The sequence below is a fragment of the Yersinia alsatica genome (assembly GCF_025133195.1).
GTDB lineage: Bacteria > Pseudomonadota > Gammaproteobacteria > Enterobacterales > Enterobacteriaceae > Yersinia > Yersinia alsatica.
In genome coordinates this window covers 446737-467956 of the sequence record NZ_CP104006.1, presented here as the reverse complement: position 1 = coordinate 467956, position 21220 = coordinate 446737, and the positions used below count along the sequence as shown (strand labels likewise).

Below are 21220 nucleotides of genomic sequence, written 5' to 3'. Positions count from 1 at the left end.
CAAAAATTCAGTGGCAATACTCACACTATCATTCCGCATTCAAAGACTGATTTAAGCCTATTACTCCTAAAACTCCACCTTAAGCCGCTACATTAACGCAGAATGGGTCTTATTGTGTGCAAACTCGCAATCAGATACAACTGTCTGTCGCGATTCACTGTAAACATCTTGTTAGTCATTTGCTGTAAACTTAAAATTCACTGTCAACATCGGAGTCTATTGTGGTGCAAAATTTTGATAAAACCGCCGTCATTGATGCGGCGAATGCTTTGCCGGGGCGACTGACACCGATGCCGGTCGCAACTCTGCATGTCGTGAATGGGTACTCCATGACGCATGTCCCTGAAGGTATGGAAGTAGCTATCTTCGCCATGGGCTGTTTCTGGGGCGTCGAGCGCCTGTTTTGGCAGCAACCGGGGGTCTACAGCACCGCCGCGGGCTACAGCGGTGGCTATACACCAAACCCAACCTACCATGAAGTGTGCAGTGGGCGTACCGCCCATGCCGAAGTGGTTCGTGTGGTTTTTGACCCAAGGGTCATCAGCTATAAGCAACTATTGCAGATTTTCTGGGAAAATCACGACCCAGCACAGGGAATGCGTCAAGGGGGCGATGTTGGAACACAATATCGTTCAGCTATTTACGTCTTGACGCCAGAGCAGGAAGCACAGGCTCAAGCGAGTAAAGTACAGTTCCAGCAAGCCATGGAACAAGCGGGCGACCGCCGGACGATTACCAGCGAAATCGCTCCCGCGCTGCCGTTTTATTACGCCGAAGATGACCACCAGCAATATTTATACAAAAATCCACATGGATATTGTGGCTTAGGCGGGATTGGGGTTTGTATGCCACCCAATTTGTAAGGCTGGCGGCGCTCTCATCGCTGCTGCTATACTAGCCGGGCTGTTCACTCAGCCCGATAACGGTTTTCTTCCGTTGTCTTAAAACTCAACATGAACTATATACCCTATATATTTCAAGGTGCAGGCAGGCGGCAAGCAAGAGCCTCCGATGAGCTTGCGCGAGTCAGTCATTTGGGTGAGTTGAGCAGTCAAAGCATCTGTAACTTGAAAGATGACCGGTATGGCCTTCCTTAAGATCGCCGACGCTATCGTCGGTACGACACGGATAGATTATGTTAAACAGTATTTTACTGATTCTTTTTTTAATTGCAGTGAGTGCCTTTTTCTCGTTATCCGAGATTTCGCTGGCCGCATCACGCAAAATTAAATTAAAACTTCTGGCAGATGAAGGCGATATCAACGCCTTACGGGTACTTAAACTACAAGAGACTCCGGGGATTTTCTTCACCGTGGTCCAGATTGGGCTGAATGCCGTTGCCATTCTCGGTGGTATTGTCGGTGATGCGGCATTCTCTCCGTCCTTCAGAGTGGTATTCGAACGCTTTATGTCACCTGAGCTTGCCGATCAAGTGAGCTTTATTTGCTCATTCGTTCTGGTCACCAGCTTATTTATTCTGTTTGCCGACTTAACCCCGAAACGCATCGGTATGATTTCACCTGAAGCGGTTGCCGTGCGAATCGTCAACCCGATGCGCTTCTGCCTGATGATTTGTCGCCCATTAGTTTGGTTCTTCAATGGCATGGCCAATCTGATCTTCCGCTTATTTAAGCTACCAATGGTTCGAAATGACGATATAACTTCGGACGATATCTACGCCGTGGTGGAAGCGGGCGCATTGGCTGGGGTGCTGCGCAAGCAAGAGCATGAATTGATTGAAAACGTATTTGAGTTGGAATCACGCACGGTTCCATCTTCAATGACATCACGCGAAAGTGTGATTTATTTCGATCTGCGGGAAAGTGAAGACAGCATCAAAGAGAAGATTTCGACGCATCCGCATTCGAAGTTCCTGGTTTGTGATGGTCATATCGATCAAGTGGTGGGTTATGTTGACTCCAAAGACTTATTGAATCGGGTTTTGGGCAACCAGAGCCTGGTACTGAGCAGCGGTGTGCAAATCCGCTCGGCCTTGATTGTGCCGGATACTCTGACACTGTCTGAGGCGCTTGAGAGCTTTAAGACGGCGGGTGAAGACTTTGCCGTTATCCTTAACGAATATGCTTTGGTCGTTGGGATAATTACCCTGAATGACGTAATGACCACCCTGATGGGGGATTTAGTCGGTCAGGGGCAAGAAGAGCAAATTGTGGCCCGTGATGAAAACTCATGGTTGATTGAGGGCGGTACGCCGATTGAAGACGTGATGCGCGTGCTGCATATCGATGAATTCCCGCAGTCCGGCAATTATGAAACCATCGGCGGCTTTATGATGTATATGCTGCGCAAAATTCCAAAGCGCACCGATTTCGTCAAATATGCCGGTTATAAGTTTGAAGTGGTGGATATCGATAGCTACAAAATCGATCAGTTATTGGTAACCCGGCTCAGTGACCAACCTGCGCCGATACTGCCAAAAGCCCCGCATGAAAGCAGTGATGCATAGATAATGCATCCTAATAGATTGAATTAATAGTAGTTTGAAACATTAGCGGCCCCGATTAAGGGGCCGCAATTAAATTAGTCTAGGGTATGACCCAAAGTCATTGATGTTGCAGCTAGGCTGAATCCCGATGAACTAACTCAAGTCAGTGATTCGCGGCTAACAACGCTGCAACTCCAAATACGCAGAGTATCAGCCCATCTCAGCTTGCAAACGCATCACCTGCCGATTAACTTCTGACATCACCTCAAAGTGGCGTTTATCCCTAACTTTCGGGATTAAAATCTTGCCTTTATCAAACTCAAAAGCCCCCATGTCTTTGATATACAACCGACCACGGAATAACGTTTTGACATACATCGCGATTTTTGTCGGGTTGTAACGTTGGAAGATCCTCATTGTTTTACTTTCCTCCCATAGCACCAATACGTACCTTTTGGCGGCTTAGCGACCAAGATCACAGGTAGCGTAAGATAATTGCAGAGTAATAGACCTAGAGTATGGGCTTAAGTTCCCCCAAAATCAGTCATTGATGCTGGATTTACATAAAATTACAGAGTCACGCAGAGAAAATGAGAGATCTAGACAGAATAACCATCTAGTAAATGTCAGAAATAATTATTTTCAACAAACAGGACAGACCTCCGATCTGCACCTATTATTGGAAAACTGATACCCAATAATTTCCAAGGTACAGGAATAAGTGCCCAACATGACTCATAAGATCCTAAAGGACATTCCATGATAAAAAATAGCCTGCTTATCCTATCGCTGCTGTTCACCCCCGTCATCGCCAGTGCTCATACACTCCAACTTGACCAGCGTGTACCGCCGGTGGGGGTCAGCGATAAAGGCGAATTAAATTATGATAAGGCTACTGATCAGTTTAGCTATAAAAACTGGAATAGCTCGCAATTGCCCGGCAAAGTGAGAGTCATCCAGCATATTGCTGGCCGCACCTCGGCAAAGGAGTTGAATGCGCCGCTAGTAGAAGCCATCAAGCACGCTAATTTGCCACACGATCGTTACCAAACGACGACAATCGTCAACACCGATGATGCAATCATTGGCACTGCCATGTTTGTGCGCAGCAGCATTGAAAGTAATAAACGTGAATTCCCTTGGTCACAGTTTGTGGTAGACAGTAACGGGAATGTTCAAAAGGCCTGGGATCTGGCGGCGAAAGGTTCGGCAATTGTGGTGCTGGATCAGCAAGGAAACGTTAAATTTGTCAAAGATGGCGCACTGACGCCGGAAGAGGTGCAGCAGGTCATTGCCCAACTGCACCAATTACTGAAGCCTTAAAACAGCGACACTCTAAAGCCGGGGTTCAGGAAAGATTCACGCGGGGTATAAGAAAGTGGCTTACCCTGCCAATCATGAACCAGTGCCCCGGCAGCAATGGCGACAGCATGCCCGGCTGCGGTATCCCACACATTGGTTGGCCCGAAGCGCGGGTACAATTGCGCTTTCCCCTCCGCCACCAAACAAAACTTGAGTGATGAGCCGACCGAGACCGTCTGATGCTCACCCAGTTGCGACAAATAATCTTCCAACTCGGCATCACTGTGAGAGCGGCTTACGACTACCAGCGGTGGCAGCGCATCGCGCACTTGAATTTGCATACGCCTGCCCCCCTCTTCCTTCCACGCCTTGCCATCTTCGGCGCTGTACATCACTTCAGTCACTGGGGTGTAGACCACCCCCAACACCGGTACCCCTTGGTCAATCAGGGCAATATTGACGGTGAATTCACCATTGCGGTTCAAAAATTCTTTGGTGCCATCCAGTGGGTCAACCAACCAATAGCGCTGCCAATGCTGGCGCACCGCCCAAGTCGGCGGATCTTCTTCAGATAACAGGGGAATATCGGGGGTCAATGCCGCCAATCCAGCTTTGATAATTTGGTGAGCCGCAAGATCAGCCGCAGTGACTGGTGAATCATCTTTTTTATGGGCCACATCAAGGGGCTTATCACCCTGATAGACCGCCATAATCGCCACGCCTGCCTCGCGGGCTAACTGGCAAATTTGCTCTAACATCATCCACCCCTTGGTATTATGAGTCATGTCTAATATTGATAGTCAGAATGCATCTGATTGATCTCAGTTGATCGGAAATGGCCTCAAGACATTTTGTCCACTCTACATTCATTTTAGAACGCAAAGCTAAAATAAAAATTAATCATCACAATGCTTATCCCCGGTTGGGCAGACTAATAATTTCCCTGCCAAATAGCCACCTTTGTCATCTAACTTTCAATAAAATCAGTGGTATCAACCTGCTGCAACTGTGAGCACCTGCGCGTTATCTCAATGCGTTTTCTGCCAAACTTCACACTTTATTATGACAATTTATTAAATTTACATATTCTTTTGCGATACATGTCGAATTGTTTTCTTAATGGAAAAGCCACGATGGAGAAAGCCATGTCTAAGCGTCCGCTGACGTTATCCCTGCTTGCCAGCCTGATTGCTGTCACGACATCAATGTCTGTGTTCACAACACAAGCCGCTACCGTTGACTTGCGAGTACTGGAAACCACCGATTTACACAGCAACATGATGGATTTCGATTACTACAAAGATAAGCCTACCGAGAAGTTCGGTATGGTGCGTACGGCCAGCCTAATTGAAGCCGCCCGCCAACAAGCAACCAACAGTGTGCTGGTGGATAACGGAGACCTGATTCAGGGCAGCCCGCTGGGTGATTATATGGCAGCTAAAGGACTCAAAGCCGGGGAAATTCATCCGGTCTATAAGGCAATGAATACCCTGGACTATGCCGTGGGTAATATCGGCAACCATGAGTTTAATTATGGTCTGGATTATCTGAAAAAATCGCTGGCAGGGGCCAAATTCCCCTATGTAAATGCCAACGTCATTGATGTCAAAACGGGTAAGCCACTGTTTCAGCCTTATTTAATTGTCGACACTCCGGTAAAAGATCGCGAGGGGAAAACACACAATCTACGGATCGGCTACATTGGTTTTGTGCCGCCACAAGTGATGATATGGGACAAAGCCAACCTGAGCGGCAAAGTCACCGTTAACGACATCACCGAAACCGCTCAAAAATGGGTACCGGAAATGCGCAAACAAGGCGCTGATTTAGTGGTGGCTATCCCCCACTCCGGCCTCTCCAGTGACCCTTATAAAACCATGGCTGAAAACTCGGTTTATTACCTCAGCCAAGTGCCGGGTATCGATGCCATCATGTTCGGTCATGCCCATGCCGTCTTCCCAAGCAAAGATTTTGCCACTATCAAAGGCGCGGATATTGCACAGGGGACATTGAATGGTATTCCTGCGGTGATGCCGGGCCAGTGGGGCGACCATCTGGGTGTGGTAGATTTTGTCCTGAATAATGACCAAGGCCCATGGCAGGTGACTCAAGCCAAGGCCGAAGCGCGCCCTATCTTTGATAAAGCCGCGCAAAAATCGCTGGCTGCCGAAGATGCAAAATTAGTGAAAGTGCTGGCCGCTGATCATCAGGGCACCCGTGATTTTGTCAGCCAACCCATCGGCAAAGCATCAGATAATATGTACAGCTATCTGGCGCTGATCCAAGATGACCCAACCGTACAAATCGTGAATAACGCCCAGCGCGCCTATACCGAACACTTTATTCAGGGCGATCCTGATTTAGCTGACTTGCCGGTGCTTTCTGCCGCCGCGCCGTTTAAAGCAGGCGGACGTAAAAATGACCCGGCCAGTTTTGTCGAGGTAGAGAAAGGTGAGCTGACCTTCCGTAATGCCGCTGACCTGTACCTTTACCCGAACACGTTGGTGGTGGTAAAAGCCAGCGGTGCAGAGGTTAAGCAGTGGCTCGAATGCTCTGCTGCGCAATTTAATCAAATCGATGTGAACAGCAGCAAGCCGCAATCGCTCATTAATTGGGATGGTTTCCGTACTTATAATTTCGATGTTATTGATGGGGTTAATTACGAAATCGATGTGAGCCAACCGGCGCGCTACGATGGTGAATGTGCATTGATTAACGATAAAGCTGAGCGGATTAAAAACCTGACATTTAACGGCAAACCTATCGATCCAACAGCGACGTTCCTGATTGCTACCAATAACTACCGCGCCTACAGCGGTAAATTTGCAGGCACTGGTGACAGCCATATTGCTTTCGCCTCCCCGGATGAGAACCGGGCCGTTTTATCGGCTTATATCAGCGCTGAAACCAAAAAGCATGGGCAAGTCACTCCACAAGCCGACAATAACTGGCGTCTGGCAACTCTTGAGAGCAAACAACCGCTGGATATCCGCTTTGAAACCTCGCCAAGTGCTAAAGCGGCTGAGTTTATTAAGCAAAAAGCACAATATCCGATGAAAGCGATGGGAACTGACGACATCGGTTTTGAAGTTTACCAAATCGATTTACAGCAGAAATAATCTAAGTCAGTGCTATAAATGCAAAAAGGGCGACATTATGTCGCCCTTTCTCATATCACTGCCGGGGATATTACAGAATTTCCAGCAGTTCCACTTCAAACATCAACGCACTGAATGGTGGAATAGTTGCACCGGCACCACGCTCGCCATAAGCCAGGTTGTGTGGGATGTACAACTTCCACTTAGAGCCCACTGGCATCATAGACAGAGCTTCAATCCAGCCGGGAATGACGCCGCTAACCGGGAACTCTGCGGGTTGGCCGCGCTCAACTGAGCTGTCAAATACGGTGCCGTCAACCAAGCGACCGGTGTAATGCACACGTACGCGGTCTTGGCGGGATGGAATCGGGCCGTCACCTGCCTGCAACACGGAGAACTGCAAGCCAGACTCAGTCGTGGTAACGTCATCACGCTTGGCATTCTCTTCCAGGAAAGTTTTCCCTTCTTCAACCAAAGCCTGCTGGCGTTCAACACGGACTTTATCAGCACGCTCGTGAACTTCACGCAATGCACGGTGCACAACATCAACAGGAACGGTCGGTGTATTCCCTTCCATCGCGTCACGCAAACCTGCCAATAATGCTTCTGGCAATAAACCTTCCAGCCCGGACTCTTGCAATTGTTGCCCGATTTGTAAACCAATTCCGTAGCTTGCTTGCGCTTCAACGCTTTCAAAAGAAGGGGTTGTCATGGATTTTCCTTTAGTCGCTAATCATGTCGAAGCCGCAAGCATAACAGCAGCAGGGGAGCGCGGTAAAATCTTGCTTCGCTAATGATGACTTTTGTCGAAGAAAAAGAAACAATGGCAGCAGGCTAACGGGGAAATTCCCTGTTTAAGTATTATAATGTTCTGCCTTTTGGCATCAATCAGTTAGCCAGTCAGCCCAACTTCAAGTAAGAAGAGTTATACTTAGAAGCCTACTAGTGCATTACCATTTTATTATTTATGTAGTTTTACGTCGTTGAAGAGAGGTCACCATGGGCAGAATCGCGCCCAGGAGAAGGAAAAGTACCCGGGTTTATCAGCCACTGCTGCATACCTGGCTGAATATCAGGCAGCGGATTTTGCCGGATGCTAAAACGACGGAGGAGCAAAATCTGATGTCTGAAGTCAGCGCATCTGAACACATTGCTCCTGCTGAGGATATTGCCTCTACTGAAAGTCATGTTTCCCCTGAATCTGCGGCTACGCCGGCTCAGGAAACAGGTATTAAAGGACTGTTGCTGAAAATCTGGCACTTGCCGGACAATTTTCAGTGGATGGAGCCATTACCTTTCTTCCACCGTCGCTGGATTATCATTGCGACGACGGTATTGCTGCTAGCACTGCTGTGGCCAGTATCACGCGATAACACTAATAATTCATTCCCGGTTAGCGCGCCGTCAACTGAGGTGCCACTACAGGCCCAATTACAAAGCGACCTTCATTTACAAAACAATCTTGATGCTCCGCCACTTCCTACGGTGGCGCCTTCCGTGACACCTGAAGCCACTCCCCCAGTACAGGGAAATTGGCAGAGTTATCAGATTCAATCAGGGAAAACACTGGCGCAACTGTTCCGTGATAATAACTTACCGGTAAACGAAGTGTTTGCGATGGCACAAGTTGAGGGTAACGATAAGCCGCTGAGTAATCTCAAGGCCGGGCAGGAAGTTAAAATCATGCTGGATGCGCAGGGTGTGGTGGCTGCACTGGCTATTGAAACCACCAGTAATGCGCAAGTGCTGTTTACTCGACAAAGTGATGGCAGCTATCGCCGCGATCGTTAAGCGCTATATCCCATCGCCCGCTTTTATCGACCAATTCTCTTCTTTAGTACTGTCTAACTCAGTGCTCCGACGGCTATTTCCCTTGGCGCCAGAAAGCAAAACGCCAGCACGAGGCTGGCGTTTTAGCAGGTTAACAGCCGCGTAACTTACGCTTCTGCAACCACGATCACGTTCAGTTGCGCGAACACGTCGCTGTGTACCTGGAAGTGAACTTCATGATCACCTGTGGTACGCAGAACGCCATTCGGCAGACGAACTTCGCTCTTGGCCACTTCAACGCCAGCTGCAGTTACAGCATCAGCGATGTCGCGAGTACCAATAGAGCCGAACAGTTTGCCTTCATCGCCAGATTTAGATGCGATGGTGACGCTGCCCAGTTCGTTAATTTTAGCTGCGCGAGCTTCAGCAGCAGCCAGAACGCCAGCCAATTTGGCTTCCAATTCTGCACGGCGTGCTTCAAAGAACTCTACGTTTTTCTTAGTTGCCGGAACAGCTTTACCTTGTGGAACCAGGAAGTTACGAGCGTAGCCCGCTTTAACATTCACTTGGTCACCCAGGCTGCCCAGGTTTGCTACTTTATCAAGCAGAATAACTTGCATTACCTTATCCTCTCAAAGTCGTTAATGGACAGTGGCCGATTACTGATGACGATCAGTGTACGGCAACAAAGACAGGTAGCGTGCGCGCTTGATACAACGGGCGAGCTGACGCTGGTATTTTGCGCGAGTACCGGTAATACGGCTCGGGACAATTTTACCACTTTCAGTGATATAGTTTTTCAGCGTAGCGATATCTTTATAATCAATCTCTACAACGCCTTCCGCGGTAAAACGGCAGAACTTGCGACGACGGAAATAACGTGCCATTTGGCTAGTCTCCAGAATCTATAAATTCAATCTGCTCGGCATGCAGAACCAATTTGTTTAGCCCATTGCGGCCTTGATGGCAGCTAATGAAGCCTTCAACGGTTAACTGACTGCCGACCGTTATACTGTGAGTTAATGCTTGTGACTTTTGCCCGCTGACGATGATGGGCATTCTGCACCATGTTTGTCGGCTAAATCCGGCTTCCTGCTGTGTTGATCGGTGCTCAAGCACAAATTGACAATGCGGAATTCCAGAAGGACTTACTTTTCGAACCGGTGTCTTGCACACAGTGCCAGAGAGTACCAGACGATTAGTGGTCACCACGGCAATTACTCTTCAGAATCCCCAGCTTCAGAATCATCATTGGCTTCTGACGCGAAGTCGTGACGCTCACGGCGTTCGTCTTTCGCTTTAACCATTGGTGATGCTTCAGTTACCGCGTGTTTAACGCGCATAACCATGCTACGGATAACGGCGTCGTTGAAGCGGAAGTTTGTTTCCAGCTCATCGATCGCTTCCTGCGGAGCTTCAACGTTCAGCAGAACGTAGTGAGCTTTGTGCAGTTTGTTGATCGGGTAAGCCAGTTGACGGCGGCCCCAGTCTTCCAGACGGTGGATCGTACCAGCAGCATTAGTGATAGTTGCACTATAGCGCTCGATCATGCCCGGAACCTGTTCGCTTTGGTCAGGATGGACCATAAAAACGATTTCGTAATGACGCATCGATTATTGCTCCTTACGGATTATTCAGCCTCCTGATAGGGTCAACCGCGGCCCATGGAGGCAAGGAACGTATTTGTGTGCGGCTGAAAAATGACGCGTAACTATACTTGCGGGCGCTTGGAAACTCAAGGACTGGCGGGGATTTATTCTGGTTCTAACCATTACTCAGCTAAAACCGCACTTTTTGTTCATTAGGCAACCAATGGATGTAGATCCATTAGTCTGATAAATCTTTCAATAAAATCATTAGCTCAGCATAAATGTTGTTCATTTTTTTTGACAAAGTGAATCAATTGCCAGGTATTTTTAAATTAACAAAAGCGACTAGAATTATTTACATCCACCGCAAAACAAGCGGCGCAGCAGATAGATAACTTATTCAAAGTATATAAATAAGATTCTGGAGTCACCTATGAAACATACACTCGCCATCGCAGCTGCACTCGGCTTGGTATTATCAACCAGTGCGTTCGCTGCTAATGAAATAACCGCCCAGCAAGCTATGCAGCAACAGCGCGTCAGTATTGGTGCTCTGTCACTGGGCCACAATGTCGTTTCCCCTGATGATGCCACGGCACAAGTCAGTAAATTAGCGGATGAACGCGGGGCAAGTTCTTATCAGATAATCGCTATGCATGAACCCGGCGACAATAGTTCTATACACGTTAATGCAGTTCTGTATCGCTAAGATTCAATAGACAAATACAACACCAGAGAAATACCGACAAAAAAGAAAGCCCATACTCAATTTCCCCCGCCTGTCGGGGGCTTTTTTTATAAATACTGACTGAAAAACCGTGTCCCGGCAGCCAAGGCGCTTGGGGTGATTTTATGGCCAATGCCCACTTCGGTAAGATATGTCAGGTTCTTATCCCCTCCGATCGCTCTCAGTTCCTGTACCAACCGCGCACTCTCTGCTGCTGGCACGACATCATCAGCTTCGCCATGCCACACCAATAATGGGCGGTCAGTGATTTTGCCCAACTGATGGGAGAGTTCGTAATCAGCCAAAGGAGACAAGCGGCGCCCAAACTCCGCCGGGCTAACCTCGTGCCCCGCCTCTAATGGCGGAAACAGTATCTGTGCTAGCGAGGTAAAATAGCCGGACCCCATAAAATCAGCAGCAGCACTGACCCATGGATAGCGGGTAAAAGCGCCCAGAGTGGTCATTCCCCCCATCGACGCGCCCGCGACGCCAATACGCTCGCCCTCAATTAATCCCGCCTGCTGATAATGTTGTTTAAGGGCTGGCAACTCATCAATATTTGATTTTAAGATCTCCCAGAAATGGGATAACCGTTGAGTTTCATTGCCGTTAAACCGTGCGCCATGCATATCCGCATCTGGCGCTATGGTACGAAAACCAGCTTGGGCAAAAGCATAGGCAAAGTAGGAGTAAACCTCTTTTGACGAGGTATAGCCGTGATAAAAGAAAATAGTCGGTAACGGCTGCTGGCGCTTACCCGCTGGGGCCGCATGGATGACCTCAATACCATTAATATTTTCCAGCGACATCTCAATCATGGCGAAAACCCTTTGTTTATTAGGCCGAGCATAAACAGGAAAAACCGATTTATACCGCATAAATTCAGTGTGCCAAAACCAAGATATAAAGTCTTAAATCAATTTCTTCCAAGATATTACCCACAGACGGGCAGTGGCAGAGTTACACTTGAGCAATAATGGGCTTGGTAGCGACAGCCCTACGGATAAAGAGGCAAAAATGAATATAAAGCGTGCGATGATATTCTTACTGATCACTCTCGGACTCTCGGCTTGCAGTGTTTTTTACGTTACCCCGGTTCCTCCTCCCTCGGTTCAGCCTTATGCGCAAGAAATCACCCGAGCCCAAAGTGTTAACTTACAAAAAGTAGGCACAATTTCGGCTCAGGTATTTGGCAGCCCGATGGATATCGAAGCAGAAATTAAGCGCAAAGCTAATGCCAGCGGTGCGCCTTATTATTTGATTATCATGATGTCCGACAGTGTTTACCCCGGTATCTGGTATGCCAATGCCCTGCTGTATAAGTAATTGGCCCTCGCAACAGAGAGCAATATTGTTAACGTGAGCCGGATGCCCGGCTCAGTAGCAATGAACAAACCGCTTCTGGCAGCATGTACTGGTCACGGTGGTCCAGCGTCATACGACACCAGGCATCGGCTAATGGCGGCGAAGCAAAACGCAATAATTGCGCCGCGCAGCACAAATCAAACAGTTGCTGGGTTAGCGCCCGCCCCTGCTCTTCCTTTGGATTTTTTAGCCGCTGCTGCAACTGCCGCCATGCACGATCAAATAGCCGATTTTGCCCACGTACGGGGTAAAACTCTTGCTGCAGTATTTCTAGCGCGGCGGGCAGCTTACGCAATGTGCGCAACACATCCAGGCACATAATATTGCCGGAGCCTTCCCAAATACTGTTTACCGGCATTTCACGATAGAGCCGCGGCAACTCACTTTGCTCGCAATACCCAATGCCCCCCAGCACTTCCATCGCCTCCGCAACAAAGGCGCTGCCCAATCCACAGACCCGATATTTAGCCGCCGGGGTCAGTAACCGACTGAATATCTGCTCCTGAGGGTCGCCAGTTTTTCCCCATGCACTGGCTAAGCGCATCAGCAATGCAGTATGGCCCTCTAAACGCAATGCCATGCGGCTTAGCACTTGTCGCATCAAAGGTTGCTCTACCAGTGCCTTACCAAAGGCCTGCCGCTGCCAGGCGTGATACAGCGCCACTGAGAAAGCGCGTCTCATCAAGCCGTGGCTGCCCAAAGCGCAATCAAAACGGGTATATCCGCCCATTTTCAGAATTTGGCGAATACCGTCGCCCTCCTCGCCCAATAGCCAGGCGGTGGCATTATCGAACTCAACCTCACTGCTGGCATTGGAGCGGTTGCCGAGTTTCTCTTTTAAGCGCTCTAATCGAACAGCATTATAGCTGCCATCCGGCAATATTTTAGGTAGGAAGAAACAGGATAACCCGCCCTCAGCCTGCGCCAAAACAAGGTGCGCATCACTTTGCGGCACGGAGAAAAACCATTTATGCCCCACCAGTCGATAAGCCTCGCCATTGCCGCGCACCTCCAGCGGTTCTGCCTTGGTGGTGTTGCTGAGCACATCAGATCCTCCCTGTTTTTCTGTCATGCCCATGCCAATCAGCAAACCCCGTTTCTGGCTGGCCGTAACTTGATGAGAGTCATAGCGGTCTGAAAGCAGTGGCGGTAACCAACTACGGAATTGAGAGGGAAGGGTTTGTTGCAGCAGTGGAATCGCGCCAAATGTCATGGTGATTGGGCATAACGAGCCCGCTTCTACCTGTGCATGCAAAATAAACCGGGCTGCGCGTGCCACAAAAGAACCTATCCGGGCATCTTCCTGCCAAGGCAAATTATGTACCCGGTGATTGACCAGCTCTTGCATCAACACATACCAGGCGGGATGAAAGCGCACTTGGTCCAAGCGCTGCCCTGCAGCATCGTAACGTAATAACTCTGGAGGATTGGCGTTCGCCAGCCGCCCTAACTCAAGTGATTCTTGCGAACCTAGTTGTAGTCCAATCCGCGAGAGATCCTCGCCATCCCAGCCAGCATGTTCCCGCATCACTGCTTCCCGCAAGGCGGTATCAGACAGAAATAAATTACTGTTCGATAAAGGCTCTGGCTGATTGAAAACCAAGTGAGTCTGCCACTCCATACCTTCCTCCATTTCGGTACTCATTACGAAACCAGTATCCATAAATCAGGGTTAAGTATGGTGCAGACGAAGCTTTTTGCTGGCGGGCTTATCACAAATAGAGATTAATCTACTCTATATGACTGATAGTGGTGAAAAATTCCTCTATCCGAAAAAAAAGCCAACATCCGAAAATGTGGCCTTTTTGAAATGCAGGAATGAAATGCATATACCCAAGTTATTTCGAGGTACAGGTAGGCGGCAAATGAGCAAGTCCCAGCAGCTTACACCAGTAAGTGACTGGGATGAGTGAAGGCAGCCAACACCCCTGCATTTTGAAGGGCGACGGGAATATTAGGCTTTCAGTGATCGCTGACGTACCGCTTCAAATAAACAGACGCCCGTCGCGACTGACACATTCAGTGAGGAAACACTGCCGGCCATTGGAATACTGATCAGCTCATCACAGTGTTCGCGGGTTAAGCGGCGCATACCCTCGCCTTCGGCTCCCATCACTAATGCCATTGGGCCCGTCATCTTGCTCTGATACAGCGTATGGTCTGCTTCACCGGCCGTCCCGACAATCCATACATTGTGCTCTTGCAACACGCGCAAAGTCCGCGCCAGATTAGTGACTTTAATCAATGGCACATTTTCAGCAGCACCACTGGCCACTTTCTTGGCAATCGCATTAAGCTGTGCAGAGCGATCCCGTGGCACGATGACCGCGTGAACACCAGCGGCATCGGCGCTACGTAAGCAGGCACCTAAATTGTGCGGGTCAGTGACTCCATCCAGCACCAGCAAGAACGGCGTTTCCACGCTTTCCAGCAACGCCGGTAAATCATTTTCCTGATACTGACGCCCTTCACGGACTCGCGCCACGATACCCTGATGGACTCCGCCCTCAACCTGTGAATCCAACCACTGGCGGCTGGCAACCTGAATCACCAAACCGGCAGCTTCCAATTCGGCAATCAACGGCTGTAGGCGACGATCGTCACGACCTTTCAGAATAAAAACTTCCAGAAAACGTTGTGGATCATTGTCTAACAAGGCTTTGACGGAGTGAATGCCGTAAATAATTTCGCTCATGATGCTCTTTTACATGTGTCGGCAGACAAAATAATTTGCTTGCCAATGATTAAATTAATGCGGGCGACCGGGGCCACCCGACAATTCAGTAGTCAAATCATGCAGTGGGCCATTACTGGTCGCTGCTGGTTTTTTTCTTCGCGCGCTTAGCCTTAGTGGCGGCGGCAATTTTCTTGGTCTTGGCTGAGGCTCTTTTCGCCTTGGCTTTGGCCTTTTTCTCGGCCTGCGCTTTCTCATCTAACTGGGCAGCGGCATCCGCGGGGCGGAAAGCACTGTCTGGCTCAAAGTTCGCTGGTTTTTTAGCGCGACGAGGGCGTTTTTGCCCGCTCCCTGCTGGCGCACTATCACGACGCGGCGAACTCGATGAGTTGCTACGACCACCACGGCCAGTGGAAGTATCGCGCATAGTTCGTTGACCATCAGCTTTCTTGGCTTTATCACGCGCCGTTTTACCTTCACCCCGTGGCTTGCGGGTACTGGAAACCAGTGCAAAGTCAATTTTGCGCTCGTCCATATGTACCGCTTCCACCCGGATCTCGACGGTGTCGCCCAAGCGGTAAACCTGGCCCGAAGATTCGCCGATAAGCCGCTGACCAATGTTGTCGTAACGGTAATAGTCATTGTCCAGGCTGGAAACATGCACCAGACCGTCAATAAACAGGTCATCCAGCCGCACGAAGAAACCAAAGCCGGTGACACTGGCGATAATACCGGTGAAGACCTTGCCCACCTGATCCTGCATAAAGTCACACTTCAGCCAATCGGCCACATTACGGGTGGCTTCATCGGCGCGACGTTCGGTCATTGAGCAGTGTTCGCCCAATTGCAGCATGTCTTCGTATTCACTGTGCCAGCCACCGGTAGGTGTCCAGCGCTCTTTAACATTGCCGTGCTCTTTCGCTAACTGATATTTGATAGCGCGGTGCATTGCCAAGTCTGGATAACGACGAATTGGCGAGGTGAAATGTCCATAAGAGGCTAATGCCAGACCAAAGTGACCACGGTTTTCTGGATCGTAAATCGCTTGTTTCATGGAGCGCAGCAACATCGTTTGCAGCATTTCATGATCCGGACGATCGGCAACTTCATCCATTAACACCGCATAATCTTTCGGCTCAGGCTTCAGACCGCCGCCTAACGTCAGCCCCAACTCGCTGAGCACCGTGCGCAGCGCTGAGATATGGTCGTCACTTGGGCGGTCATGCACACGGAACAACGCTGGCTCATTGTGTTTTTCCACAAACCGCGCGGCAGCAATGTTCGCCAGAATCATGCACTCTTCAATCAGCTTGTGCGCATCATTGCGCATAGTTGGTTCAATGCGTTCAATGCGGCGTTCAGCATTAAAGATAAACTTGGCTTCTTCTGTTTCGAAGGCAATACCACCACGTTCCGCACGCGCCTGATCCAGTACTTTGTACATCGCATGAAGTTCTAACAAATGCGGCACTAGCGGCTTATATTGTTCACGCAGTGATTCTTCACCATCGATGATGCGCCAGACTTTGGTGTAAGTCAGACGAGCATGAGAGCTCATTACTGCTTCATAGAACTTATAAGACGAAAGCTTGCCCTGTGAGGAGATAGTCATCTCGCACACCATACACAGGCGGTCTACCTGCGGATTCAGAGAGCAAAGGCCGTTTGACAGCACTTCCGGCAGCATAGGAACCACTTGCGATGGGAAGTAGACCGAGTTACCACGGCTGCGGGCTTCATCGTCCAGTGCTGTACGCGGGCGCACATAATAGCTGACATCCGCAATGGCAACCCATAAACGCCAGCCACCGCCGCGTTTTTTCTCGCAATACACCGCATCATCAAAGTCGCGGGCATCTTCACCATCAATGGTGACCAATGGCAAATTACGTAAATCTACCCGGCCTTTTTTCGCCTCTTCCGGCACCTGTTCTTTCAAGTCTGCCACTTGTTTTTCAACTTGTGGCGGCCAGGTATGTGGAATTTCATGGGTACGCAGCGCGATATCCACGGCCATACTGGTGCCCATGTTCTCACCGAGCACTTCCACTATTTTACCAACCGCTTTCGTACGGCGGGTCGGGCGCTGTGTCAGTTCAACCACCACCACGTAGCCCATACGAGCACCGCTGATAAATTCTGGTGGGATCAGAATGTCAAAGCTCAGACGGCTGTCATCCGGCACCACGAAACCCACGCCAGCATCGGTAAAGTAGCGACCGACAATTTGGCTGGTTTTCGGTACCAAGACCCGCACAATTCGCGCTTCACGGCGGCCTTTACGATCAGCCCCCATGGCTTGGGCCAGCACCACGTCACCGTGGATGGCCATTTTCATCTGCTCGGCAGAAAGGTACAGATCTTCTTTACTTCCCTCTACCCGCAAGAAACCAAAACCATCACGGTGACCAATAACAGTACCGCGTAATAGGTCCAGCCGCTCCGGCAAGGCATAGCACTGACGACGGGTGAAGACTAACTGCCCATCGCGCTCCATTGCGCGCAGGCGACGGCGCAGCGCTTCTAAAGCCTCTTCACCGGATAAATTAAGTTCATTGGCCAGCTCTTCACGGCTGGCAGGTGTTTCGCGCTTCGCGAGATGAGCCAAAATGAATTCCCGGCTAGGGATCGGCGACTCATATTTCTCTGCTTCTCGTTCCAAGAATGGATCTTGTGACATTGCGGTTCCTCCGTTGTCATCAGCAGGTCTTTACCCTGCGTACTTGAAGTTACAAGGGTGTTAGCTGCGCGCTCTCACCCGAATCACTTGCTGGTGTAAGCTCATCAGGATTCGTTTGCGGGCTGTCTACCTGCAACCCCAAGTTCTTTGGGTATATATTTCTTTGATTAAGAAAAAAATTACTCAATAAATAATAGCTTATAGAGCGGAGTATTATCTTGAACCATATCGGCCAAAGTATAGTTATCCAACTCGTTTAGGAAACTTTGTACCGCCTGATTAAGCACTTGTTTCAGACGGCAAGCGGGTGTTATATGGCAAAAATCACTACTGCAATTCACCAGAGAAAGAGGTTCCAACTGGCGTACCACATCGCCAATCCGAATCTGATCAGCCGGTTTACCCAGCCGTATCCCGCCATTTTTCCCTCTTACAGCAGTGACCAACCCTACGCGGCTCAACTGATTGATTATTTTAACCATATGATTGCGAGACACGCCATAGACTTCAGTCACCTGAGAAATGCTGGTCATTTGGCCTTCAGGTAGCGAGGCCATATAAGTAAGCGCCCGCAAACCATAATCAGTAAAACTTGTTAACTGCACGTATACCCCTGAGTATCAGTTTACCCGGCTTAAACCCATCTAAGATGACACGTTTTGGATAGGTTATAAGTGCGATTCTAAGTGCTATTTAGAAAACTTATACTTTGAATGATAAACCAGCCACAAAGCTTGCGGCTAATCATTTAGGTGAAGGGTAGGTCTTTTGATGTAAAAACAGCTTACCGAAGGAACAACAAACCGGGCATTAGCCCGGTTTGGATGTTTTGATAACGTAGATTTGACGATAATGCTGTCAATTACGCATCAAATGGGTCGCGCAGGATCATGGTTTCTTCACGATCAGGGCCGGTAGAGATAATATCAACCGGAACACCTGTCAGCTCTTCTACACGTTTGATGTAGTTCAGAGCTGCCTGTGGCAACTTACTGTGTTCTTTCACGCCAAAGGTCGTTTCTGACCAGCCCGGCATAACTTCGTAAATTGGCTCAATACCTTCCCAGCCTTCTGCAGCCAGTGGTGTGGTATCAACTTCACGGCCATCAGGCATGCGGTAGCCCACACAAATCTTCACTTCTTTCAGGCCATCCAGCACGTCCAATTTGGTCATGCAGAAGCCAGACAAGGAGTTGATTTGCACAGCACGGCGCACAGCAACAGCATCCAACCAGCCAGTACGACGGCTACGGCCAGTGGTCGCGCCATATTCGTTACCTTGCTTACGCAGGAATTCGCCTGTTTCGTCGTTCAGTTCAGTCGGGAATGGACCTGCACCAACACGAGTAGAATACGCTTTTACGATACCCAGCACATAATCAACATAACGTGGGCCCAGGCCTGAACCTGTTGCTACGCCACCAGCGGTGGTGTTAGATGAAGTGACATACGGATAAGTACCGTGGTCGATGTCCAGCAAGGTGCCTTGGGCGCCTTCGAACATGATGAATTCACCTTGCTTACGAGCATTATCCAGCAATTCAGAAACATCAACTACCATAGCGGTCAGAATATCGGCGATAGCCAATACTTCATCCAGCACGGTTTGATAGTCAACTGCATCTTCTTTGTAGTAATGCACCAACTGGAAGTTGTGGTAATCCACGATTTCTTTCAGTTTGATAGCGAAGGTTTCTTTGTTGAACAAATCACCTACACGCAGACCGCGGCGGGCAACTTTGTCTTCATAGGCAGGACCGATACCACGACCGGTAGTACCGATTGCTTTTGCACCACGTGCTTTCTCACGCGCATTATCCAGAGCCACATGATAAGGCAGGATTAATGGGCACGCTTCGGAGAGTAACAGTCGCTCACGTACAGGCACACCGCGCGCTTCAAGTTCTGTCATCTCTTTCATTAAAGCGTCAGGCGCCAGTACCACACCGTTACCGATGATGCTGGTTACGTTTTCACGCAGAATACCTGAGGGAATTAAATGAAGAACGGTTTTCTCACCGTTGATAACCAAAGTATGGCCAGCGTTGTGACCACCTTGATAGCGCACAACATATTTAGCCCGTTCAGTCAGCAGGTCAACGACCTTGCCCTTACCTTCGTCACCCCATTGGGTGCCCAGTACGACGACGTTCTTACCCATCTCAAAAATCACCAGGTTGCTTAAAAAAGGATTCTAACATCTCATTCGGCTGCTTTCAGTACTTTTTAACACATAACTGCACAATTTTTGTGCTTACATTTAGCCACCCATGCGGCTACGCAACATGTAGTAGATAACCACGCCAGCAACCACTAATCCTCCACCCAAACGGCGCAAAGTGGCATCAGGTAATTGAGTCATCGCTTGAATCATTTTGCGCCAGGCTTTGGGATAAAGCATCGGGCCAAGCCCTTCGAGCACCAAAACCAAACCCAATGCTAACAAGATAGTCGAATTCATTGTTTATCTCAGCGGGAAAAGGCTGCCTCAAATAAAAAAGGCCCGCGTGAACGGGCCTTACTGTTACGGTCAAAAATGGGCTGTCACAATCACCGTTATGGGCGTTTGCTAGAGTTATCCGGCGATCTCATGTAGCGGAAGAAATCACTATCCGGGCTCAGAACCATCACATCATTGCCGCTGCTGAAACTGTTTTCATAAGCACGCAGGCTACGAATGAAAGCATAGAAGTCTGGATCTTTACTGAATGCATCAGCAAACAGACGAGCCGCTTCTGCATCGCCGCCACCGCGAGTAATACGCGCCTGACGTTCTGCTTCTGCCAGTGTACGTGTCACTTCATAGTCAGCAGTTGCACGCAACTTCTCGGCTTCTTCCTGACCTTGTGAACGGTGACGACGGGCTACCGCTTCACGTTCAGCACGCATACGCTGGAAGATAGCGTCAGAAACTTCAGCCGGTAAGTTGATTTGCTTGATTCGAACGTCAACCACTTCAATCCCGAGTGCCGCCATGCTGTTTGGGTTAACCGCTGGCTGTTTGCCACGGGTTTCCTGTTCAACACGCGCTGCCGCAGAAGCAATAGCATCATCAGCTTCAGTCGTCACGGCTTCCTCACCATCACCCACACTACCGGTGTTCAGCGCATCACGAACATCTGAAGTCAAACGACCACGGGAGTCAGTGACGATATCGCGAACATTCAGGCGACCAATTTCAGAACGCAAACGGTCACTGAATTTACGTTTCAACAACACTTCAGCCTGAGAAACATCACCACCACCGGTGGCCAGATAGTAACGGCTGAAATCGCTGATACGCCATTTCAAGTATGAGTCAACAATCAGGTCTTTCTTCTCGTTGGTCACAAAACGGTCAGCTTGGTTGTCCATAGTTTGAATACGGGCATCCAAGGTCTTCACTGTTTCGATAAACGGTATCTTGAAGTGCAGGCCTGGTGCATACACCAATGGCTTGTTATCACTATCACGCAATACCTTACCAAAGCGCAGCACGATGCCGCGCTCACCTTCTTGTACCACAAACAGCGAAGCGTAGAGTGCTACCAACACCACAACGACGATAAGTAAAAAAGACTTACGCATTG

22 protein-coding genes are annotated in these 21220 nt (G+C 49.3%); 7 read left to right on the top strand and 15 right to left on the bottom strand.

Going from position 1 to position 21220, the window contains the following annotated elements:
* The first annotated feature begins 224 nt into the window (after positions 1 to 224).
* Together msrA and paeA are read left to right on the top strand one after the other, a co-directional pair.
* Positions 225 to 863 carry a peptide-methionine (S)-S-oxide reductase MsrA gene (gene msrA, locus N0H69_RS02135; protein ID WP_072077660.1) on the top strand — a complete coding sequence of 213 codons (639 nt, stop codon included), beginning with the start codon at positions 225 to 227 and terminating at the stop codon, positions 861 to 863.
* A 272-nt stretch (positions 864 to 1135) separates the two neighbouring features.
* The gene (paeA, locus tag N0H69_RS02130; RefSeq protein ID WP_050110942.1) at positions 1136 to 2467 is read left to right on the top strand and encodes a polyamine export protein PaeA; all 1332 of its coding nucleotides are present in this window, start codon (positions 1136 to 1138) and stop codon (positions 2465 to 2467) included.
* Positions 2468 to 2656: 189 nt separating this feature from the next.
* On the opposite strand, the gene N0H69_RS02125 is transcribed toward paeA, so the two are convergent.
* A complete protein-coding gene (locus N0H69_RS02125; RefSeq protein ID WP_050152054.1) occupies positions 2657 to 2863 on the bottom strand; it encodes a stringent response modulator YtfK in 207 nt (68 codons plus the stop codon).
* A gap of 342 nt (positions 2864 to 3205) precedes the next feature.
* Here N0H69_RS02125 and N0H69_RS02120 point away from each other — a divergent pair, with 342 nt between their 5' ends.
* Positions 3206 to 3769 (top strand): YtfJ family protein, encoded by a 564-nt coding sequence (locus N0H69_RS02120; protein WP_050121745.1) that lies wholly within the window; start codon positions 3206 to 3208, stop codon positions 3767 to 3769.
* Here the strand turns inward: N0H69_RS02120 and cysQ are convergent.
* Positions 3766 to 4506, bottom strand: a complete 741-nt coding sequence (gene cysQ / locus N0H69_RS02115; protein WP_050110937.1) for a 3'(2'),5'-bisphosphate nucleotidase CysQ — start codon at positions 4504 to 4506, stop codon at positions 3766 to 3768. The two genes, N0H69_RS02120 and cysQ, sit on opposite strands and share 4 nt — an antisense overlap.
* 375 nt (positions 4507 to 4881) lie before the next feature.
* On the opposite strand from cysQ, the gene N0H69_RS02110 reads away from it, so the two are divergent.
* Positions 4882 to 6867, top strand: coding sequence for a bifunctional 2',3'-cyclic-nucleotide 2'-phosphodiesterase/3'-nucleotidase (locus N0H69_RS02110; RefSeq protein WP_050152053.1), 1986 nt, complete (start codon positions 4882 to 4884; stop codon positions 6865 to 6867).
* 70 nt (positions 6868 to 6937) lie between these two features.
* Here the strand turns inward: N0H69_RS02110 and bamJ are convergent, their stop codons facing one another.
* Positions 6938 to 7558 carry a BamJ family beta-barrel-assembly machinery protein gene (gene bamJ, locus N0H69_RS02105; RefSeq protein ID WP_050110933.1) on the bottom strand — a complete coding sequence of 207 codons (621 nt, stop codon included), beginning with the start codon at positions 7556 to 7558 and terminating at the stop codon, positions 6938 to 6940.
* Between the two features lie 287 nt (positions 7559 to 7845).
* Here bamJ and N0H69_RS02100 point away from each other — a divergent pair, with 287 nt between their 5' ends.
* On the top strand, positions 7846 to 8637 hold the full coding sequence (locus tag N0H69_RS02100; RefSeq protein ID WP_050152052.1) for a LysM-like peptidoglycan-binding domain-containing protein: 792 nt from the start codon (positions 7846 to 7848) through the stop codon (positions 8635 to 8637).
* Positions 8638 to 8783: 146 nt separating this feature from the next.
* On the opposite strand, the gene rplI is transcribed toward N0H69_RS02100, so the two are convergent.
* Genes rplI through rpsF form a run of 4 tightly spaced genes read right to left on the bottom strand, consistent with a single transcriptional unit; the run spans position 8784 to position 10226 of the window.
* Positions 8784 to 9236 (bottom strand): 50S ribosomal protein L9, encoded by a 453-nt coding sequence (rplI, locus tag N0H69_RS02095; RefSeq protein ID WP_004707026.1) that lies wholly within the window; start codon positions 9234 to 9236, stop codon positions 8784 to 8786.
* Between the two features lie 39 nt (positions 9237 to 9275).
* Complete coding sequence (gene rpsR, locus N0H69_RS02090) at positions 9276 to 9503, bottom strand: 30S ribosomal protein S18 (protein WP_002210155.1); 228 nt, start codon at positions 9501 to 9503, stop codon at positions 9276 to 9278.
* Between the two features lie 4 nt (positions 9504 to 9507).
* On the bottom strand, positions 9508 to 9828 hold the full coding sequence (gene priB / locus N0H69_RS02085) for a primosomal replication protein N (protein WP_020282467.1): 321 nt from the start codon (positions 9826 to 9828) through the stop codon (positions 9508 to 9510).
* 5 nt (positions 9829 to 9833) lie between these two features.
* Positions 9834 to 10226 carry a 30S ribosomal protein S6 gene (gene rpsF, locus N0H69_RS02080; protein WP_002210153.1) on the bottom strand — a complete coding sequence of 131 codons (393 nt, stop codon included), beginning with the start codon at positions 10224 to 10226 and terminating at the stop codon, positions 9834 to 9836.
* Positions 10227 to 10638: 412 nt separating this feature from the next.
* Here rpsF and N0H69_RS02075 point away from each other — a divergent pair, with 412 nt between their 5' ends.
* Positions 10639 to 10914 (top strand): YdgH/BhsA/McbA family protein, encoded by a 276-nt coding sequence (locus tag N0H69_RS02075; protein WP_050110930.1) that lies wholly within the window; start codon positions 10639 to 10641, stop codon positions 10912 to 10914.
* A gap of 86 nt (positions 10915 to 11000) precedes the next feature.
* On the opposite strand, the gene yjfP is transcribed toward N0H69_RS02075, so the two are convergent.
* A complete protein-coding gene (gene yjfP, locus N0H69_RS02070) occupies positions 11001 to 11750 on the bottom strand; it encodes an esterase (RefSeq protein ID WP_050152051.1) in 750 nt (249 codons plus the stop codon).
* A gap of 199 nt (positions 11751 to 11949) precedes the next feature.
* Between yjfP and bsmA the strand changes: the two genes are divergently transcribed.
* Positions 11950 to 12258: a biofilm peroxide resistance protein BsmA gene (bsmA, locus tag N0H69_RS02065; protein WP_050152050.1), complete on the top strand. Its 309-nt coding sequence runs from the start codon at positions 11950 to 11952 to the stop codon at positions 12256 to 12258.
* Between the two features lie 28 nt (positions 12259 to 12286).
* Here bsmA and N0H69_RS02060 read toward each other — a convergent pair whose 3' ends face one another.
* The 7 genes from N0H69_RS02060 to hflC all read right to left on the bottom strand — a co-directional run bounded on the left by N0H69_RS02060 (position 12287) and on the right by hflC (position 21218).
* Positions 12287 to 13930, bottom strand: coding sequence for an isovaleryl-CoA dehydrogenase (locus N0H69_RS02060; RefSeq protein ID WP_050152049.1), 1644 nt, complete (start codon positions 13928 to 13930; stop codon positions 12287 to 12289).
* Between the two features lie 321 nt (positions 13931 to 14251).
* Positions 14252 to 14992 (bottom strand): 23S rRNA (guanosine(2251)-2'-O)-methyltransferase RlmB, encoded by a 741-nt coding sequence (gene rlmB, locus N0H69_RS02055; protein WP_050152048.1) that lies wholly within the window; start codon positions 14990 to 14992, stop codon positions 14252 to 14254.
* A 112-nt stretch (positions 14993 to 15104) separates the two neighbouring features.
* The gene (rnr, locus tag N0H69_RS02050) at positions 15105 to 17651 is read right to left on the bottom strand and encodes a ribonuclease R (RefSeq protein WP_050152047.1); all 2547 of its coding nucleotides are present in this window, start codon (positions 17649 to 17651) and stop codon (positions 15105 to 15107) included.
* A gap of 179 nt (positions 17652 to 17830) precedes the next feature.
* Complete coding sequence (nsrR, locus tag N0H69_RS02045) at positions 17831 to 18256, bottom strand: nitric oxide-sensing transcriptional repressor NsrR (protein ID WP_050110919.1); 426 nt, start codon at positions 18254 to 18256, stop codon at positions 17831 to 17833.
* Between the two features lie 257 nt (positions 18257 to 18513).
* Positions 18514 to 19812 carry an adenylosuccinate synthase gene (locus N0H69_RS02040; protein ID WP_050152046.1) on the bottom strand — a complete coding sequence of 433 codons (1299 nt, stop codon included), beginning with the start codon at positions 19810 to 19812 and terminating at the stop codon, positions 18514 to 18516.
* A gap of 99 nt (positions 19813 to 19911) precedes the next feature.
* The gene (locus N0H69_RS02035) at positions 19912 to 20112 is read right to left on the bottom strand and encodes a DUF2065 family protein (RefSeq protein WP_050152045.1); all 201 of its coding nucleotides are present in this window, start codon (positions 20110 to 20112) and stop codon (positions 19912 to 19914) included.
* Between the two features lie 95 nt (positions 20113 to 20207).
* The gene (gene hflC / locus N0H69_RS02030; RefSeq protein ID WP_004707014.1) at positions 20208 to 21218 is read right to left on the bottom strand and encodes a protease modulator HflC; all 1011 of its coding nucleotides are present in this window, start codon (positions 21216 to 21218) and stop codon (positions 20208 to 20210) included.
* Between the last annotated feature and the right edge of the window lie 2 nt (positions 21219 to 21220).

Coding starts and splice junctions, on each gene's coding strand:
- paeA (WP_050110942.1), top strand. CDS start 1,136: ATGTTAAACAGTATTTTACTGATTCTTTTTTTAATTGCAGTGAGTGCC.
- N0H69_RS02125 (WP_050152054.1), bottom strand. CDS start 2,863: ATGAGGATCTTCCAACGTTACAACCCGACAAAAATCGCGATGTATGTC.
- N0H69_RS02120 (WP_050121745.1), top strand. CDS start 3,206: ATGATAAAAAATAGCCTGCTTATCCTATCGCTGCTGTTCACCCCCGTC.
- cysQ (WP_050110937.1), bottom strand. CDS start 4,506: ATGTTAGAGCAAATTTGCCAGTTAGCCCGCGAGGCAGGCGTGGCGATT.
- N0H69_RS02110 (WP_050152053.1), top strand. CDS start 4,882: ATGGAGAAAGCCATGTCTAAGCGTCCGCTGACGTTATCCCTGCTTGCC.
- bamJ (WP_050110933.1), bottom strand. CDS start 7,558: ATGACAACCCCTTCTTTTGAAAGCGTTGAAGCGCAAGCAAGCTACGGA.
- N0H69_RS02100 (WP_050152052.1), top strand. CDS start 7,846: ATGGGCAGAATCGCGCCCAGGAGAAGGAAAAGTACCCGGGTTTATCAG.
- rplI (WP_004707026.1), bottom strand. CDS start 9,236: ATGCAAGTTATTCTGCTTGATAAAGTAGCAAACCTGGGCAGCCTGGGT.
- rpsR (WP_002210155.1), bottom strand. CDS start 9,503: ATGGCACGTTATTTCCGTCGTCGCAAGTTCTGCCGTTTTACCGCGGAA.
- rpsF (WP_002210153.1), bottom strand. CDS start 10,226: ATGCGTCATTACGAAATCGTTTTTATGGTCCATCCTGACCAAAGCGAA.
- N0H69_RS02075 (WP_050110930.1), top strand. CDS start 10,639: ATGAAACATACACTCGCCATCGCAGCTGCACTCGGCTTGGTATTATCA.
- yjfP (WP_050152051.1), bottom strand. CDS start 11,750: ATGATTGAGATGTCGCTGGAAAATATTAATGGTATTGAGGTCATCCAT.
- bsmA (WP_050152050.1), top strand. CDS start 11,950: ATGAATATAAAGCGTGCGATGATATTCTTACTGATCACTCTCGGACTC.
- N0H69_RS02060 (WP_050152049.1), bottom strand. CDS start 13,930: ATGGAGGAAGGTATGGAGTGGCAGACTCACTTGGTTTTCAATCAGCCA.
- rlmB (WP_050152048.1), bottom strand. CDS start 14,992: ATGAGCGAAATTATTTACGGCATTCACTCCGTCAAAGCCTTGTTAGAC.
- rnr (WP_050152047.1), bottom strand. CDS start 17,651: ATGTCACAAGATCCATTCTTGGAACGAGAAGCAGAGAAATATGAGTCG.
- N0H69_RS02040 (WP_050152046.1), bottom strand. CDS start 19,812: ATGGGTAAGAACGTCGTCGTACTGGGCACCCAATGGGGTGACGAAGGT.
- N0H69_RS02035 (WP_050152045.1), bottom strand. CDS start 20,112: ATGAATTCGACTATCTTGTTAGCATTGGGTTTGGTTTTGGTGCTCGAA.
- hflC (WP_004707014.1), bottom strand. CDS start 21,218: ATGCGTAAGTCTTTTTTACTTATCGTCGTTGTGGTGTTGGTAGCACTC.